General features: G+C 51.5%; 15 protein-coding genes. 11 read left to right on the forward strand and 4 right to left on the reverse strand.

Annotated features, from left to right (window positions below):
* The first annotated feature begins 27 nt into the window (after positions 1–27).
* Entirely contained in the window at positions 28–1,287 is a 1,260-nt protein-coding gene (murA, locus tag HGD79_RS18565) for a UDP-N-acetylglucosamine 1-carboxyvinyltransferase (protein WP_000357259.1), read from the forward strand.
* 47 nt (positions 1,288–1,334) lie between these two features.
* Here murA and sfsB read toward each other — a convergent pair whose 3' ends face one another.
* Both sfsB and ispB read right to left on the reverse strand, forming a co-directional pair.
* Positions 1,335–1,613: a DNA-binding transcriptional regulator SfsB gene (gene sfsB / locus HGD79_RS18570; protein WP_000445413.1), complete on the reverse strand. Its 279-nt coding sequence runs from the start codon at positions 1,611–1,613 to the stop codon at positions 1,335–1,337.
* Positions 1,614–1,840: 227 nt separating this feature from the next.
* Entirely contained in the window at positions 1,841–2,812 is a 972-nt protein-coding gene (gene ispB / locus HGD79_RS18575; protein ID WP_001047336.1) for an octaprenyl diphosphate synthase, read from the reverse strand.
* Positions 2,813–3,070: 258 nt separating this feature from the next.
* Between ispB and rplU the strand changes: the two genes are divergently transcribed.
* From rplU to cgtA, 4 genes are all read left to right on the forward strand, one after another.
* Positions 3,071–3,382, forward strand: coding sequence for a 50S ribosomal protein L21 (gene rplU, locus HGD79_RS18580; protein WP_000271401.1), 312 nt, complete (start codon positions 3,071–3,073; stop codon positions 3,380–3,382).
* Between the two features lie 20 nt (positions 3,383–3,402).
* Positions 3,403–3,660, forward strand: coding sequence for a 50S ribosomal protein L27 (gene rpmA / locus HGD79_RS18585; protein ID WP_000940595.1), 258 nt, complete (start codon positions 3,403–3,405; stop codon positions 3,658–3,660).
* Positions 3,661–3,786: 126 nt separating this feature from the next.
* Positions 3,787–4,752 (forward strand): DMT family transporter, encoded by a 966-nt coding sequence (locus tag HGD79_RS18590; protein ID WP_000813037.1) that lies wholly within the window; start codon positions 3,787–3,789, stop codon positions 4,750–4,752.
* 15 nt (positions 4,753–4,767) lie between these two features.
* Positions 4,768–5,940, forward strand: a complete 1,173-nt coding sequence (cgtA, locus tag HGD79_RS18595; protein ID WP_000673561.1) for an Obg family GTPase CgtA — start codon at positions 4,768–4,770, stop codon at positions 5,938–5,940.
* Between the two features lie 39 nt (positions 5,941–5,979).
* Here the strand turns inward: cgtA and dacB are convergent, their stop codons facing one another.
* Entirely contained in the window at positions 5,980–7,413 is a 1,434-nt protein-coding gene (dacB, locus tag HGD79_RS18600) for a serine-type D-Ala-D-Ala carboxypeptidase (protein ID WP_168848471.1), read from the reverse strand.
* A gap of 247 nt (positions 7,414–7,660) precedes the next feature.
* On the opposite strand from dacB, the gene greA reads away from it, so the two are divergent.
* Positions 7,661–8,137 (forward strand): transcription elongation factor GreA, encoded by a 477-nt coding sequence (gene greA, locus HGD79_RS18605; protein WP_001148001.1) that lies wholly within the window; start codon positions 7,661–7,663, stop codon positions 8,135–8,137.
* Between the two features lie 155 nt (positions 8,138–8,292).
* Here the strand turns inward: greA and yhbY are convergent, their stop codons facing one another.
* Positions 8,293–8,586 carry a ribosome assembly RNA-binding protein YhbY gene (gene yhbY / locus HGD79_RS18610; RefSeq protein WP_001054420.1) on the reverse strand — a complete coding sequence of 98 codons (294 nt, stop codon included), beginning with the start codon at positions 8,584–8,586 and terminating at the stop codon, positions 8,293–8,295.
* Positions 8,587–8,711: 125 nt separating this feature from the next.
* Between yhbY and rlmE the strand changes: the two genes are divergently transcribed.
* The 5 genes from rlmE to secG all read left to right on the forward strand — a co-directional run bounded on the left by rlmE (position 8,712) and on the right by secG (position 14,203).
* Positions 8,712–9,341: a 23S rRNA (uridine(2552)-2'-O)-methyltransferase RlmE gene (gene rlmE, locus HGD79_RS18615; protein ID WP_000145975.1), complete on the forward strand. Its 630-nt coding sequence runs from the start codon at positions 8,712–8,714 to the stop codon at positions 9,339–9,341.
* Between the two features lie 99 nt (positions 9,342–9,440).
* Positions 9,441–11,375, forward strand: a complete 1,935-nt coding sequence (gene ftsH / locus HGD79_RS18620; RefSeq protein WP_001107467.1) for an ATP-dependent zinc metalloprotease FtsH — start codon at positions 9,441–9,443, stop codon at positions 11,373–11,375.
* An 89-nt stretch (positions 11,376–11,464) separates the two neighbouring features.
* Positions 11,465–12,313, forward strand: a complete 849-nt coding sequence (gene folP, locus HGD79_RS18625; protein ID WP_000764731.1) for a dihydropteroate synthase — start codon at positions 11,465–11,467, stop codon at positions 12,311–12,313.
* Complete coding sequence (glmM, locus tag HGD79_RS18630; RefSeq protein ID WP_139496493.1) at positions 12,306–13,643, forward strand: phosphoglucosamine mutase; 1,338 nt, start codon at positions 12,306–12,308, stop codon at positions 13,641–13,643. Before folP ends, glmM begins: the two co-directional genes overlap by 8 nt.
* A gap of 227 nt (positions 13,644–13,870) precedes the next feature.
* Positions 13,871–14,203, forward strand: a complete 333-nt coding sequence (gene secG, locus HGD79_RS18635) for a preprotein translocase subunit SecG (RefSeq protein ID WP_001295556.1) — start codon at positions 13,871–13,873, stop codon at positions 14,201–14,203.
* Positions 14,204–14,207: the final 4 nt, after the last annotated feature.

Here is a 14,207-nt window from a genome sequence, read left to right on the forward strand (position 1 = left end):
ATGAATTGTTAACTGAGAACAAACTAAATGGATAAATTTCGTGTTCAGGGGCCAACGAAGCTCCAGGGCGAAGTCACAATTTCCGGCGCTAAAAATGCTGCTCTGCCTATCCTTTTTGCCGCTCTACTGGCGGAAGAACCGGTAGAGATCCAGAACGTCCCGAAACTGAAAGACGTCGATACATCAATGAAGCTGCTAAGCCAGCTGGGTGCGAAAGTAGAACGTAATGGTTCTGTGCATATTGATGCCCGCGACGTTAATGTATTCTGCGCACCTTACGATCTGGTTAAAACCATGCGTGCTTCTATCTGGGCACTGGGGCCGCTGGTAGCGCGCTTTGGTCAGGGGCAAGTTTCACTGCCTGGCGGTTGTACGATCGGTGCGCGTCCGGTTGATCTACACATTTCTGGCCTCGAACAATTAGGCGCGACCATCAAACTGGAAGAAGGTTACGTTAAAGCTTCCGTCGATGGTCGTCTGAAAGGCGCACATATCGTGATGGATAAAGTCAGCGTTGGCGCAACGGTGACCATCATGTGTGCTGCAACCCTGGCGGAAGGTACCACGATTATTGAAAACGCAGCGCGTGAACCGGAAATCGTCGATACCGCGAACTTCCTGATTACGCTGGGTGCGAAAATTAGCGGTCAGGGCACCGATCGTATCGTCATCGAAGGTGTGGAACGTTTAGGCGGCGGTGTCTATCGCGTGCTACCGGATCGTATCGAAACCGGTACTTTCCTGGTGGCGGCGGCGATTTCTCGCGGCAAAATTATCTGCCGTAACGCGCAGCCAGATACTCTCGACGCCGTGCTGGCGAAACTGCGTGACGCTGGAGCGGACATCGAAGTCGGCGAAGACTGGATTAGCCTGGATATGCATGGCAAACGTCCGAAGGCTGTTAACGTACGTACCGCGCCGCATCCGGCATTCCCGACCGATATGCAGGCCCAGTTCACGCTGTTGAACCTGGTGGCAGAAGGGACCGGATTCATCACCGAAACGGTCTTTGAAAACCGCTTTATGCATGTGCCGGAGCTTAGCCGTATGGGCGCGCATGCCGAAATCGAAAGCAATACCGTTATTTGTCACGGTGTTGAAAAACTTTCTGGCGCACAGGTTATGGCAACCGATCTGCGTGCATCAGCAAGCCTGGTGCTGGCTGGCTGTATTGCGGAAGGGACGACGGTGGTTGATCGTATTTATCACATCGATCGTGGCTACGAACGCATTGAAGACAAACTGCGCGCTTTAGGTGCAAATATTGAGCGTGTGAAAGGCGAGTAATCGTCTGAGAGCTGGCAGCCCCGTTCGCGGGGCTACCGCCAGACCACTCATTTTTTCGGTTTAGTGTAGCTACGCATCAACTGCGTTCTGTCGATAAACTCATGGGTCTGCGGATCATGGTAGCGTGATGGCCAGATAACCCAGGGGTCAGTTCCCAGGGCTTTCGCAATAATCATCTCTCCTTTCGGCCATGGGCGCGATAATGCGTTTGCCAGCGTTGAGGAACTCAAACCATTTCTGCGAGACTCCGCCGCCATTGACGTTCCCTTCTTGCGCAAACCCGCAATGATGTCAGCGGGATGCCAGTCAATGAAATTACTTTCCATCTTTCCTCACTCCTTAAGTTAGTCGCTTTCATTCAGAACACTTCTTCTGTCGGGCATCACTATACTCCTGATGGCCTATTGCTCTAAAAAGTTCCTGTAAAGAGTGTGAATATTCAGAATATATAAAGATTCATCGCCCTTTTTTTCAGGTGTTATAGCGCTGAATTAGTGTTTTTATGGAATTTACTGGAATCATCCCGCGCACTGCGCGGGATGAAGGGAGGGGATTAACGATCGCGTTGAACAGCGATGTGCGCGAGGCCGATGAGTGCTTCTCGCCAAGGGGTGTCCGGGAGCACCTGTAATGCTGCGATGGCTTTGTCTGCTTCTTCCTCGGCACGCTGACGCGTCCATTCAAGAGATCCACAAGCGTTCATTGCTTCCAGAACCGGTTCCAGAAGATGGCGACCGTTACCCTGTTCGATGGCGGTACGGATCATCTGTGCCTGTTCTGGTGTGCCATGATGCATCGCATGCAGCAGCGGCAGCGTCGGTTTACCTTCGTTCAGATCGTCGCCGACATTTTTACCTAACTGTTCGCCATCGGCATTGTAATCGAGTAAATCGTCGATCAACTGGAAAGCAGTGCCGAGATAGCGCCCATAATCCTGCAGGCCTTTCTCCTCTTCCGGCGTACAGCCAGCCAGAATCCCGGAACACTGCGCGGCAGCCTCAAACAGACGCGCGGTTTTGCTATAGATAACGCGCATGTAGTTTTCTTCAGTGATGTCCGGATCGTTAACGTTCATCAGTTGCAGAACTTCACCTTCTGCGATGACGTTTACGGCTTCTGACATGACTTCCAGCACTTTGAGCGAACCGAGGCTGGTCATCATCTGGAACGCGCGGGTATAAATAAAATCGCCTACCAGCACGCTGGCGGCATTGCCAAATGCAGCGTTGGCGGTAGCTTTACCCCTGCGCATATCTGATTCATCCACAACGTCGTCGTGCAGCAGAGTCGCCGTGTGGATAAACTCGATCAGGGCAGCAATGGTGACATGCGCATTTCCCTCATAGCCAACAGCTCGTGCAGCCAGTACAGCAATCATCGGACGAATACGTTTACCGCCGCCGCTGACGATGTAATAGCCTAACTGATTGATCAGCTGGACGTCGGAATTAAGCTGCTCAAGGATTGCCGCATTAACACCCGCCATATCTTGCGCGGTTAACTCATTGATTTTTTCTAAATTCATCGCAAAAGCCGGGCTTTTCGCCCCGATTACCTTACTGTGAACAAAGGCAACTTAGGGTTTATGGTTAGGAATATAGAGTGATTGTACTGAAAAAATGGCACAGATAAACGTTACCGTACAAGTTGTGTTTTTTTTCTTCGTGTATTGACTGTAGCACTTGTCAAAGGCGTGCGTTTTGCGTAATATTCGCGCCCTATTGTGAATATTTATAGCGCACTCTGAATCATTGAAAAGGTGTGCGCGGAAGCGGAGTTTTATATGTACGCGGTTTTCCAAAGTGGTGGTAAACAACACCGAGTAAGCGAAGGTCAGACCGTTCGCCTGGAAAAGCTGGACATCGCAACTGGCGAAACTGTTGAGTTCGCTGAAGTGCTGATGATCGCAAACGGTGAAGAAGTCAAAATCGGCGTTCCTTTCGTTGATGGCGGCGTAATCAAAGCTGAAGTTGTTGCTCACGGTCGTGGCGAGAAAGTTAAAATCGTTAAGTTTCGTCGTCGTAAACACTATCGTAAGCAGCAGGGCCATCGTCAGTGGTTCACTGATGTGAAAATTACTGGCATCAGCGCCTAAGACCTGAGGAGAGATTTCAAATGGCACATAAAAAGGCTGGCGGCTCCACACGTAACGGTCGCGATTCAGAAGCTAAACGCCTGGGCGTTAAGCGTTTCGGTGGCGAATCCGTTCTGGCGGGTAGCATCATCGTTCGTCAACGTGGTACCAAATTCCACGCTGGCGCTAACGTAGGTTGCGGTCGTGACCACACTCTGTTTGCTAAAGCAGACGGTAAAGTGAAATTCGAAGTTAAAGGCCCGAAAAACCGTAAATTTATCAGCATCGAAGCTGAATAAGTTTTTCGCGTCCCGGTAACGGATGAAAGCCCCGCAACACGTTGCGGGGCTTTTTACATTCGATAACCGGTAAAAATGCGCATGGTGCGACGTTAATCCGCAAATGCGCTTTGCAGGGAATACGGTATGAAGCAGCAGGCAGGCATTGGCATTCTTTTGGCGCTCACCACAGCAATTTGCTGGGGGGCGTTGCCAATCGCAATGAAGCAGGTGCTGGAGGTGATGGAACCTCCGACAATCGTGTTTTACCGTTTCTTGATGGCGAGTATTGGCCTTGGTGCCATTCTTGCGGTGAAGAAGAGGTTGCCGCCATTACGCGTGTTTCGTAAGCCACGCTGGTTGATTTTGTTGGCAGTGGCGACCGCCGGGCTGTTTGGGAACTTCATCCTGTTCAGCTCATCCTTGCAATACCTGAGTCCGACCGCTTCGCAGGTGATTGGGCAACTCTCGCCAGTTGGCATGATGGTTGCCAGCGTATTTATCCTGAAAGAGAAAATGCGCAGCACTCAGGTTGTAGGGGCATTGATGCTCCTGAGCGGCCTGGTGATGTTTTTTAACACCAGTCTGGTCGAGATATTTACAAAGCTCACCGATTACACCTGGGGAGTTATCTTTGGGGTCGGTGCGGCGACGGTTTGGGTGAGTTATGGCGTGGCGCAAAAGGTTTTATTGCGTCGGCTGGCCTCACCGCAGATCCTGTTTTTACTGTACACTTTATGTACAATTGCGCTCTTCCCTCTGGCAAAGCCTGGAGTGATAGCGCAGCTTAGCCACTGGCAGCTCGCATGTTTAATTTTTTGCGGACTGAATACCTTGGTAGGATATGGCGCCCTGGCGGAAGCGATGGCTCGCTGGCAGGCAGCGCAGGTGAGCGCGATCATCACGCTCACCCCACTGTTTACGCTGTTTTTTTCAGATCTTTTATCACTGGCCTGGCCCGATTTCTTCGCCAGACCGATGTTAAACCTTTTAGGTTATCTCGGTGCGTTTGTCGTGGTTGCGGGCGCGATGTATTCCGCCATTGGTCATCGTATTTGGGGCGGATTACGTAAGCATACAACGGTGGTATCGCAACCCCGCGCAGGCGAATGATTTACGGAGAATAAAATGAAGTTTGTTGATGAAGCATCGATTCTGGTCGTTGCAGGTGATGGCGGTAATGGTTGCGTGAGCTTCCGCCGCGAAAAGTATATTCCGAAAGGCGGCCCGGATGGCGGCGACGGTGGTGATGGTGGTGACGTATGGATGGAAGCCGACGAGAACCTGAACACGCTTATCGATTATCGTTTTGAAAAATCTTTCCGTGCAGAGCGCGGTCAGAATGGCGCAAGCCGCGACTGTACCGGTAAGCGCGGTAAAGACGTCACAATTAAAGTGCCGGTAGGTACGCGTGTAATCGACCAGGGTACTGGTGAAACCATGGGCGATATGACCAAACACGGTCAGCGTCTGCTGGTTGCTAAGGGCGGCTGGCACGGTCTGGGCAATACCCGTTTCAAATCGTCAGTTAACCGTACACCACGGCAGAAAACTAACGGTACGCCGGGCGATAAGCGTGAGCTGCTGCTGGAGCTGATGCTGCTGGCTGACGTCGGTATGTTGGGGATGCCAAACGCGGGTAAATCGACCTTTATTCGTGCGGTATCGGCGGCTAAACCGAAAGTGGCGGATTATCCGTTTACCACTCTGGTGCCAAGTCTGGGTGTGGTACGAATGGACAACGAAAAGAGCTTCGTTGTTGCCGATATTCCAGGACTGATTGAAGGCGCTGCGGAAGGCGCAGGTCTGGGCATTCGCTTCCTGAAGCACCTGGAACGTTGCCGCGTCCTGTTGCACCTCATCGATATCGATCCGATTGACGGCACCGATCCGGTTGAAAACGCGCGTATTATTATCAGCGAGCTGGAAAAATACAGCCAGGATCTGGCGGCGAAACCACGTTGGTTAGTGTTCAATAAGATCGATCTGCTGGATAAGGCAGAAGCTGAAGAGAAAGCGAAAGCGATTGCTGAAGCGCTGGGCTGGGAAGATAAATATTATCTGATCTCTGCGGCGAGTGGACTGGGCGTGAAAGATCTCTGCTGGGATGTGATGACCTTTATCATTGAAAACCCGGTCGTGCAGGCTGAAGAAGCGAAACAGCCAGAGAAAGTCGAATTCATGTGGGATGATTATCATCGCCAGCAGCTTGAAGAGATTGCTGAAGAGGATGATGAGGACTGGGATGATGACTGGGACGAAGACGACGAAGAAGGCGTTGAGTTCATTTACAAGCGTTAATCAGCAAAACCCCGGCCATGTGCCGGGGTTTCTTTTTGACTAATTGTTCTGATAAATATCTTTATACAAACGGCTTTCAAAACGCACTAACGGAATACGGCGATTACGCTGATCCGCCGGTTCTACTGCATAGCCAGAAAGATATTGTACAAACGCCATTCGTTGCCCGCTCGCTGTGGTAATGAATCCCGCCAGGTTATATACCCCCTGCAACGAACCGGTTTTCGCTGAGACTTTTCCATCCACGCCCGCCTGATGCAGACCTGCACGGTACTGCAAAGAGCCGTCATAGCCCGCAAGCGGCAGCATGGAGATAAAGTTAAGTTCATTGTCGTGTTGGGCAATGTATTGCAGCACCTGCATCATGGTGGCGGGGGCAATCAGGTTATGCCGCGAAAGCCCTGAACCATCGGCAATAATGGTGTTTCCAATATCGACACCGGCTTGCTGGCGCAGGATCTGACGCACGGCGTCCGACCCGGCCCGCCATGTTCCAGGCACATTGAAGCGCGCATGGCCTATCATGCGGAAAACCGTATCGGCGATCATGTTGTCCGACTTTTTCAGCATAATCTTAAGCAGATCGTGCAACGGGGCCGACTTTTTACTGGCAACTACCGTTCCAGGTTCGTTAACCTGAGTCTGGCGCAGCAGTGTTCCGCTCCAGGTGATACCTGCCTGTTTTAACTCATCTTTCAGAATTGCCCCGGCATAGCTGGCTCCATCCTGCACGGCAAAAGCCAACGGGAGCGGCTCAGAACGTTGTGGCAGGCATCCCGTCAGCGTAAAGCGGTTCAGGTCGCCTGGTACGACATCCAGTTCGCAGTATTGCGCTTCGGCAGAACCTCGGGGGAGGGTGCGTACCTGGCTGAACATCGTAACGGGGTAATAAGATGCCACGCGTATAAAAGCCATATCACCAGGTTTTGGGGCACTGTAGAGCGAGACGGAGAAACAGTTGCGGTCAACTATGGCAGCGGCAGGCGGAGCGCTAAAGCATTGTGTCATGTCATTCCATGGCCAGCCGGGGGCTTTATCGTGGCTGGCGAAAATGGAGGTATCTATCAACACATTGCCATCGATTTGGTTGACGCCAGATTTTTTCAAAGTCGCGACCATATTGCGAATATCCTGACGTTTTAACGTCGGATCGGCACCAAATCGCGCCACTAAGTCACCCTTAAGTACGCCGTTTTCCACATTGCCTTTGGTTTCAAGCGTCGTGGTGAAACGAAAATCGGGGCCGAGTTGAATCAACGCCGCCAGCGCAGTAATCACTTTCTGCGTACTGGCGGGCAGCGCCATCTGCTGACTGTGGTAATCAATAGCGGGGGCCGACGCGCCGACTTTTTGCACCATCAGGGCAAGGTTGGCACCAGCGGGGAGTTGAGTAACGTACTCATCAACATTCGCGGCCTGAACACTGAACGCTATACAGCTGGTCAATCCGATGATAAATCTGGAAAATCGCATAATCTCGCGCTAACAACCTGGAATCGAGCCGTCATACTACGGCGCAACGCCCTATAAAGTAAACGATGACCCTTCGGGAACTTCAGGGTAAAATGACTATCAAAATGTGAATTGTAGCTGACCTGGGACTTGTACCCGGGTCGGTATTTTTTTGCTTCTGGTCCCGGTGAGGAGTTATGCCGGGCAGGCCGAACAGCCGGGGTGGGTGAAGACTTGCCCCATCAGGAATATTCAAGAGGTATAACAAATGCAAGCTATTCCGATGACCTTACGCGGCGCTGAAAAATTACGCGAAGAGCTGGATTTTCTGAAATCTGTGCGCCGTCCTGAAATCATTGCTGCTATCGCGGAAGCGCGTGAGCATGGCGACCTGAAAGAAAACGCCGAATACCACGCAGCTCGTGAACAGCAGGGTTTCTGCGAAGGCCGTATTAAAGACATCGAAGCCAAGCTGTCGAACGCGCAGGTGATTGATGTCACCAAAATGCCCAACAATGGGCGCGTTATTTTTGGTGCTACCGTAACGGTGCTGAATCTGGATTCTGACGAAGAACAGACTTATCGCATCGTTGGCGATGACGAAGCTGACTTTAAACAAAACCTGATTTCTGTAAACTCGCCTATTGCTCGTGGCCTGATCGGCAAAGAAGAAGATGATGTTGTGGTCATCAAAACGCCGGGCGGCGAAGTAGAATTTGAAGTAATTAAGGTGGAATACCTGTAAGAATTACCCAATACTCAAGATGTTGATGTATTGTAAAGAAAGGAAAAAGGCCGCTATGCGGCCTTTTATCAACGAACAGAGCGTGGCATTTTGCTCTCCTGCCTGCGGAAAACCCCTCGTTTTACACAGCAAATGTGTGTAACTTTAGGATAATCTTAGCGTGGCAGCGAGATTTTACGTTCTTTAGTTGGGCGATAAAGCACCAGCGTTTTACCGATGACCTGTACATTACAGGCGCCGGTTTCGCGCACGATAGCTTCCACGATCAAGGTTTTAGTTTCGCGATCTTCGGTGGCGATTTTCACCTTGATGAGTTCATGGTGCTCTAACGCTTGTTCAATCTCGGCCAGCACCCCTTCGGTCAAACCATTACTGCCAAGCAGAACAACTGGCTTGAGCGGATGTGCCAGACCTTTCAGGTGCTGTTTTTGTTTAGTACTCAGATTCATCGTATTTTTTGCTTACGTTGGGATTGAAAACGGGTCATTCTACCGCCATCTCCCATATATCACCAAATAGGCGCGTAAAAATTTACGCAATTGGTTACGATGAGTTATCCCCATGGGAAAGTTAAATGACAGGTAAGAAGCGTTCTGCCAGCTCCAGCCGCTGGCTTCAGGAACACTTTAGCGATAAATATGTTCAACAGGCACAGAAAAAGGGGTTACGTTCCCGTGCCTGGTTTAAACTTGATGAAATACAGCAAAGTGACAAACTCTTTAAACCGGGAATGACGGTTGTCGACCTTGGTGCTGCTCCGGGTGGTTGGTCACAATATGTGGTCACCCAAATTGGCGGCAAAGGCCGCATCATCGCTTGCGATCTTTTACCTATGGATCCTATCGTTGGTGTGGACTTTCTTCAGGGCGATTTTCGTGATGAACTGGTGATGAAAGCACTGCTGGAGCGCGTTGGCGACAGCAAAGTCCAGGTTGTCATGTCCGATATGGCACCAAACATGAGCGGAACACCGGCGGTGGATATCCCCCGTGCCATGTATCTGGTGGAACTGGCGTTAGAAATGTGTCGTGATGTATTAGCGCCAGGTGGCAGTTTTGTAGTGAAGGTGTTCCAGGGCGAAGGTTTCGATGAGTATCTAAGGGAAATTCGCTCCCTGTTTACGAAGGTCAAAGTTCGTAAGCCGGACTCTTCTCGTGCACGTTCGCGGGAAGTGTATATTGTAGCGACCGGGCGTAAACCCTAACCGGGAGATTTCAGACGAAAGTTTGAAAGATGCTGGATATAGAGTATCCTGACGCTGTTTTTAACACAGTTGTAATAAGAGGTTAATCCCTTGAGTGACATGGCGAAAAACCTAATACTCTGGCTGGTCATTGCCGTTGTGCTGATGTCAGTATTCCAGAGCTTTGGGCCCAGCGAGTCTAATGGCCGTAAGGTGGATTACTCTACCTTCCTACAAGAGGTCAATAACGACCAGGTTCGTGAAGCGCGTATCAACGGACGTGAAATCAACGTTACCAAGAAAGATAGTAACCGTTATACCACTTACATTCCGGTTCAGGATCCGAAATTACTGGATAACCTGTTGACCAAGAACGTCAAGGTTGTCGGTGAACCGCCTGAAGAACCAAGCCTGCTGGCTTCTATCTTCATCTCCTGGTTCCCGATGCTGTTGCTGATTGGTGTCTGGATCTTCTTCATGCGTCAAATGCAGGGCGGCGGTGGCAAAGGTGCCATGTCGTTTGGTAAGAGCAAAGCGCGCATGCTGACGGAAGATCAGATCAAAACGACCTTTGCTGACGTTGCGGGCTGCGACGAAGCAAAAGAAGAAGTTGCTGAACTGGTAGAGTATCTGCGCGAGCCGAGCCGCTTCCAGAAACTCGGCGGTAAGATCCCGAAAGGCGTCCTGATGGTCGGTCCTCCGGGTACCGGTAAAACGTTGCTGGCGAAAGCGATTGCAGGCGAAGCGAAAGTTCCGTTCTTTACTATCTCCGGTTCTGACTTCGTAGAAATGTTCGTCGGTGTGGGTGCATCCCGTGTTCGTGACATGTTCGAACAGGCGAAGAAAGCGGCACCGTGCATCATCTTTATCGATGAAATCGACGCCGTAGGCCGCCAGCGTGGCGCTGGTCTGGGCGGTGGTCACGATGAACGTGAACAGACTCTGAACCAGATGCTGGTTGAGATGGATGGCTTCGAAGGTAACGAAGGTATCATCGTTATCGCCGCGACTAACCGTCCGGACGTTCTCGACCCGGCCCTGCTGCGTCCTGGCCGTTTCGACCGTCAGGTTGTGGTCGGCTTGCCAGATGTTCGCGGTCGTGAGCAGATCCTGAAAGTTCACATGCGTCGCGTACCATTGGCCCCCGATATCGACGCGGCAATCATTGCCCGTGGTACTCCTGGTTTCTCCGGTGCTGACCTGGCGAACCTGGTGAACGAAGCGGCACTGTTCGCTGCTCGTGGCAACAAACGCGTTGTGTCGATGGTTGAGTTCGAGAAAGCGAAAGACAAAATCATGATGGGTGCGGAACGTCGCTCCATGGTGATGACGGAAGCGCAGAAAGAATCAACGGCTTACCACGAAGCGGGTCATGCGATTATCGGTCGCCTGGTGCCGGAACACGATCCGGTGCACAAAGTGACGATTATCCCACGCGGTCGTGCGCTGGGTGTGACTTTCTTCTTGCCTGAGGGCGACGCAATCAGCGCCAGCCGTCAGAAACTGGAAAGCCAGATTTCTACGCTGTACGGTGGTCGTCTGGCAGAAGAGATCATCTATGGGCCGGAACATGTTTCTACCGGTGCGTCCAACGATATTAAAGTTGCGACCAATCTGGCACGTAACATGGTGACCCAGTGGGGCTTCTCTGAGAAATTGGGTCCACTGCTGTACGCGGAAGAAGAAGGTGAAGTATTCCTCGGCCGTAGCGTAGCGAAAGCGAAACATATGTCCGATGAAACTGCACGTATCATCGACCAGGAAGTGAAAGCACTGATTGAGCGTAACTATAATCGTGCGCGTCAGCTTCTGACCGACAATATGGATATTCTGCATGCGATGAAAGATGCTCTCATGAAATATGAGACTATCGACGCACCGCAGATTGATGACCTGATGGCACGTCGCGATGTACGTCCGCCAGCGGGCTGGGAAGAACCAGGCGCTTCTAACAATTCTGGCGACAATGGTAGTCCAAAGGCTCCTCGTCCGGTTGATGAACCGCGTACGCCGAACCCGGGTAACACCATGTCAGAGCAGTTAGGCGACAAGTAAGTTCCCGCATCAGATGACTGTATTTGTACCGAAAACCCCGGGGCGTGCTCCGGGGTTTTTTCTTATCAATTCATACCAGGGATAACATCATGAAACTCTTTGCCCAGGGTACTTCACTGGACCTTAGCCATCCTCACGTAATGGGGATCCTCAACGTCACGCCTGATTCCTTTTCGGATGGTGGCACGCATAACTCGCTGATAGATGCGGTGAAACATGCGAATCTGATGATCAATGCTGGCGCGACGATCATTGACGTTGGTGGCGAGTCCACGCGCCCAGGGGCGGCGGAAGTTAGCGTTGAAGAAGAGTTGCAACGTGTTATTCCTGTGGTTGAGGCAATTGCTCAACGCTTCGAAGTCTGGATCTCGGTCGATACATCCAAACCAGAAGTCATCCGTGAGTCAGCGAAAGTTGGCGCTCACATTATTAATGATATCCGCTCCCTTTCCGAACCTGGCGCTCTGGAGGCGGCTGCAGAAACCGGTTTACCGGTTTGTCTGATGCATATGCAGGGAAATCCAAAAACCATGCAGGAAGCTCCGAAGTATGACGATGTCTTTGCAGAAGTGAATCGCTACTTTATTGAGCAAATAGCACGTTGCGAGCAGGCGGGTATCGCAAAAGAGAAATTGTTGCTCGACCCCGGATTCGGTTTCGGTAAAAATCTCTCCCATAACTATTCATTACTGGCGCGCCTGGCTGAATTTCACCATTTCAACCTGCCGCTGTTGGTGGGTATGTCACGAAAATCGATGATTGGGCAGCTGCTGAACGTGGGGCCGTCCGAGCGCCTGAGCGGTAGTCTGGCCTGTGCGGTCATTGCCGCAATGCAAGGCGCGCACATCATTCGTGTTCATGACGTCAAAGAAACCGTAGAAGCGATGCGGGTGGTGGAAGCCACTCTGTCTGCAAAGGAAAACAAACGCTATGAGTAATCGTAAATATTTCGGTACCGATGGGATTCGTGGTCGTGTAGGGGATGCGCCGATCACACCTGATTTTGTGCTTAAGCTGGGTTGGGCCGCGGGTAAAGTGCTGGCGCGCCACGGCTCCCGTAAGATTATTATTGGTAAAGACACGCGTATTTCTGGCTATATGCTGGAGTCAGCACTGGAAGCGGGTCTGGCGGCAGCGGGCCTTTCCGCACTCTTCACTGGCCCGATGCCAACACCGGCCGTGGCTTATCTGACGCGTACCTTCCGCGCAGAGGCCGGAATTGTGATATCTGCATCGCATAACCCGTTCTACGATAATGGGATTAAATTCTTCTCTATCGACGGCACCAAACTGCCGGATGCGGTAGAAGAGGCCATCGAAGCGGAAATGGAAAAGGAGATCAGCTGCGTTGATTCGGCAGAACTGGGTAAAGCCAGCCGTATCGTTGATGCCACGGGTCGCTATATCGAGTTTTGCAAAGCCACGTTCCCGAACGAACTTAGCCTCAGTGAACTGAAGATTGTGGTGGATTGTGCAAACGGTGCGACTTATCACATCGCGCCGAACGTGCTGCGCGAACTGGGGGCGAACGTTATCGCTATCGGTTGTGAGCCAAACGGTGTAAACATCAATGCCGAAGTGGGGGCTACCGACGTTCGCGCGCTCCAGGCTCGTGTGCTGGCTGAAAAAGCGGATCTCGGTATTGCCTTCGACGGCGATGGCGATCGCGTGATTATGGTCGACCATGAAGGCAATAAAGTCGATGGCGATCAGATCATGTATATCATCGCGCGTGAAGGTCTTCGTCAGGGCCAGCTGCGTGGTGGCGCTGTGGGTACATTGATGAGCAACATGGGGCTTGAACTGGCGCTGAAACAGTTAGGAATTCCATTTGCGCGCGCGAAAGTGGGTGACCGCTACGTACTGGAAAAAATGCAGGAGAAAGGCTGGCGTATCGGTGCAGAGAATTCCGGTCATGTGATCCTACTGGATAAAACTACTACCGGTGACGGCATCGTTGCTGGCTTGCAGGTGCTGGCGGCGATGGCACGTAACCATATGAGCCTGCACGACCTTTGCAGCGGCATGAAAATGTTCCCGCAGATTCTGGTTAACGTACGTTACACCGCAGGTAGCGGCGATCCACTTGAGCATGAGTCAGTTAAAGCCGTGACCGCAGAGGTTGAAGCTGCGCTGGGCAACCGTGGACGCGTGTTGCTGCGTAAATCCGGCACCGAACCGTTAATTCGCGTGATGGTGGAAGGCGAAGACGAAGCGCAGGTGACTGAATTTGCACACCGCATCGCCGATGCAGTAAAAGCCGTTTAAAGCGTTAGATAACTGGCTAAAAAGGCGGCGATTGTCGCCTTTTTTCTCAGCGAACACATCGGTTTTGCTGTTTTTTTCCGCAGTTGATACAATGCGATAAAATTGCCCTTGCGAAGGTCATTCGCTTTGGTTAGTATTCACACCCGCTTCAGTGGGAAAGATTAAAAACTCCCGCTTTATTGGTTGAAGCATTGGTACGCGGCAACTCCGCAAGGAACAGGTTGATTATGTACGAAGCTCTTTTAGTAGTTTTCCTTATTGTGGCAATTGGCCTTGTTGGTCTGATCATGCTGCAGCAAGGTAAAGGCGCTGATATGGGAGCCTCCTTCGGAGCAGGCGCTTCCGCTACGCTGTTTGGTTCAAGTGGTTCTGGTAACTTCATGACCCGCATGACGGCGCTGCTGGCAACGTTATTCTTCATCATCAGTCTGGTGCTGGGTAACATCAATAGCAATAAAACCAATAAAGGTAGCGAATGGGAAAACCTGAGTGCGCCGGCGAAAACCGAACAAACTCAGCCAGCTGCTCCGGCTAAGCCGACCAGCGATATCCCGAACTAAAAAG

This window comes from Escherichia sp. SCLE84, from assembly GCF_012584495.1.
Taxonomy (GTDB): domain Bacteria; phylum Pseudomonadota; class Gammaproteobacteria; order Enterobacterales; family Enterobacteriaceae; genus ECMA0423.

What these genes read in the sequence shown, in the direction of transcription:
- murA (WP_000357259.1), top strand. Translation starts at nt 28, where the DNA reads ATGGATAAATTTCGTGTTCAGGGGCCAACGAAGCTCCAGGGCGAAGTC.
- sfsB (WP_000445413.1), bottom strand. Translation starts at nt 1,613, where the DNA reads ATGGAAAGTAATTTCATTGACTGGCATCCCGCTGACATCATTGCGGGT.
- ispB (WP_001047336.1), bottom strand. Translation starts at nt 2,812, where the DNA reads ATGAATTTAGAAAAAATCAATGAGTTAACCGCGCAAGATATGGCGGGT.
- rplU (WP_000271401.1), top strand. Translation starts at nt 3,071, where the DNA reads ATGTACGCGGTTTTCCAAAGTGGTGGTAAACAACACCGAGTAAGCGAA.
- rpmA (WP_000940595.1), top strand. Translation starts at nt 3,403, where the DNA reads ATGGCACATAAAAAGGCTGGCGGCTCCACACGTAACGGTCGCGATTCA.
- HGD79_RS18590 (WP_000813037.1), top strand. Translation starts at nt 3,787, where the DNA reads ATGAAGCAGCAGGCAGGCATTGGCATTCTTTTGGCGCTCACCACAGCA.
- cgtA (WP_000673561.1), top strand. Translation starts at nt 4,768, where the DNA reads ATGAAGTTTGTTGATGAAGCATCGATTCTGGTCGTTGCAGGTGATGGC.
- dacB (WP_168848471.1), bottom strand. Translation starts at nt 7,413, where the DNA reads ATGCGATTTTCCAGATTTATCATCGGATTGACCAGCTGTATAGCGTTC.
- greA (WP_001148001.1), top strand. Translation starts at nt 7,661, where the DNA reads ATGCAAGCTATTCCGATGACCTTACGCGGCGCTGAAAAATTACGCGAA.
- yhbY (WP_001054420.1), bottom strand. Translation starts at nt 8,586, where the DNA reads ATGAATCTGAGTACTAAACAAAAACAGCACCTGAAAGGTCTGGCACAT.
- rlmE (WP_000145975.1), top strand. Translation starts at nt 8,712, where the DNA reads ATGACAGGTAAGAAGCGTTCTGCCAGCTCCAGCCGCTGGCTTCAGGAA.
- ftsH (WP_001107467.1), top strand. Translation starts at nt 9,441, where the DNA reads ATGGCGAAAAACCTAATACTCTGGCTGGTCATTGCCGTTGTGCTGATG.
- folP (WP_000764731.1), top strand. Translation starts at nt 11,465, where the DNA reads ATGAAACTCTTTGCCCAGGGTACTTCACTGGACCTTAGCCATCCTCAC.
- glmM (WP_139496493.1), top strand. Translation starts at nt 12,306, where the DNA reads ATGAGTAATCGTAAATATTTCGGTACCGATGGGATTCGTGGTCGTGTA.
- secG (WP_001295556.1), top strand. Translation starts at nt 13,871, where the DNA reads ATGTACGAAGCTCTTTTAGTAGTTTTCCTTATTGTGGCAATTGGCCTT.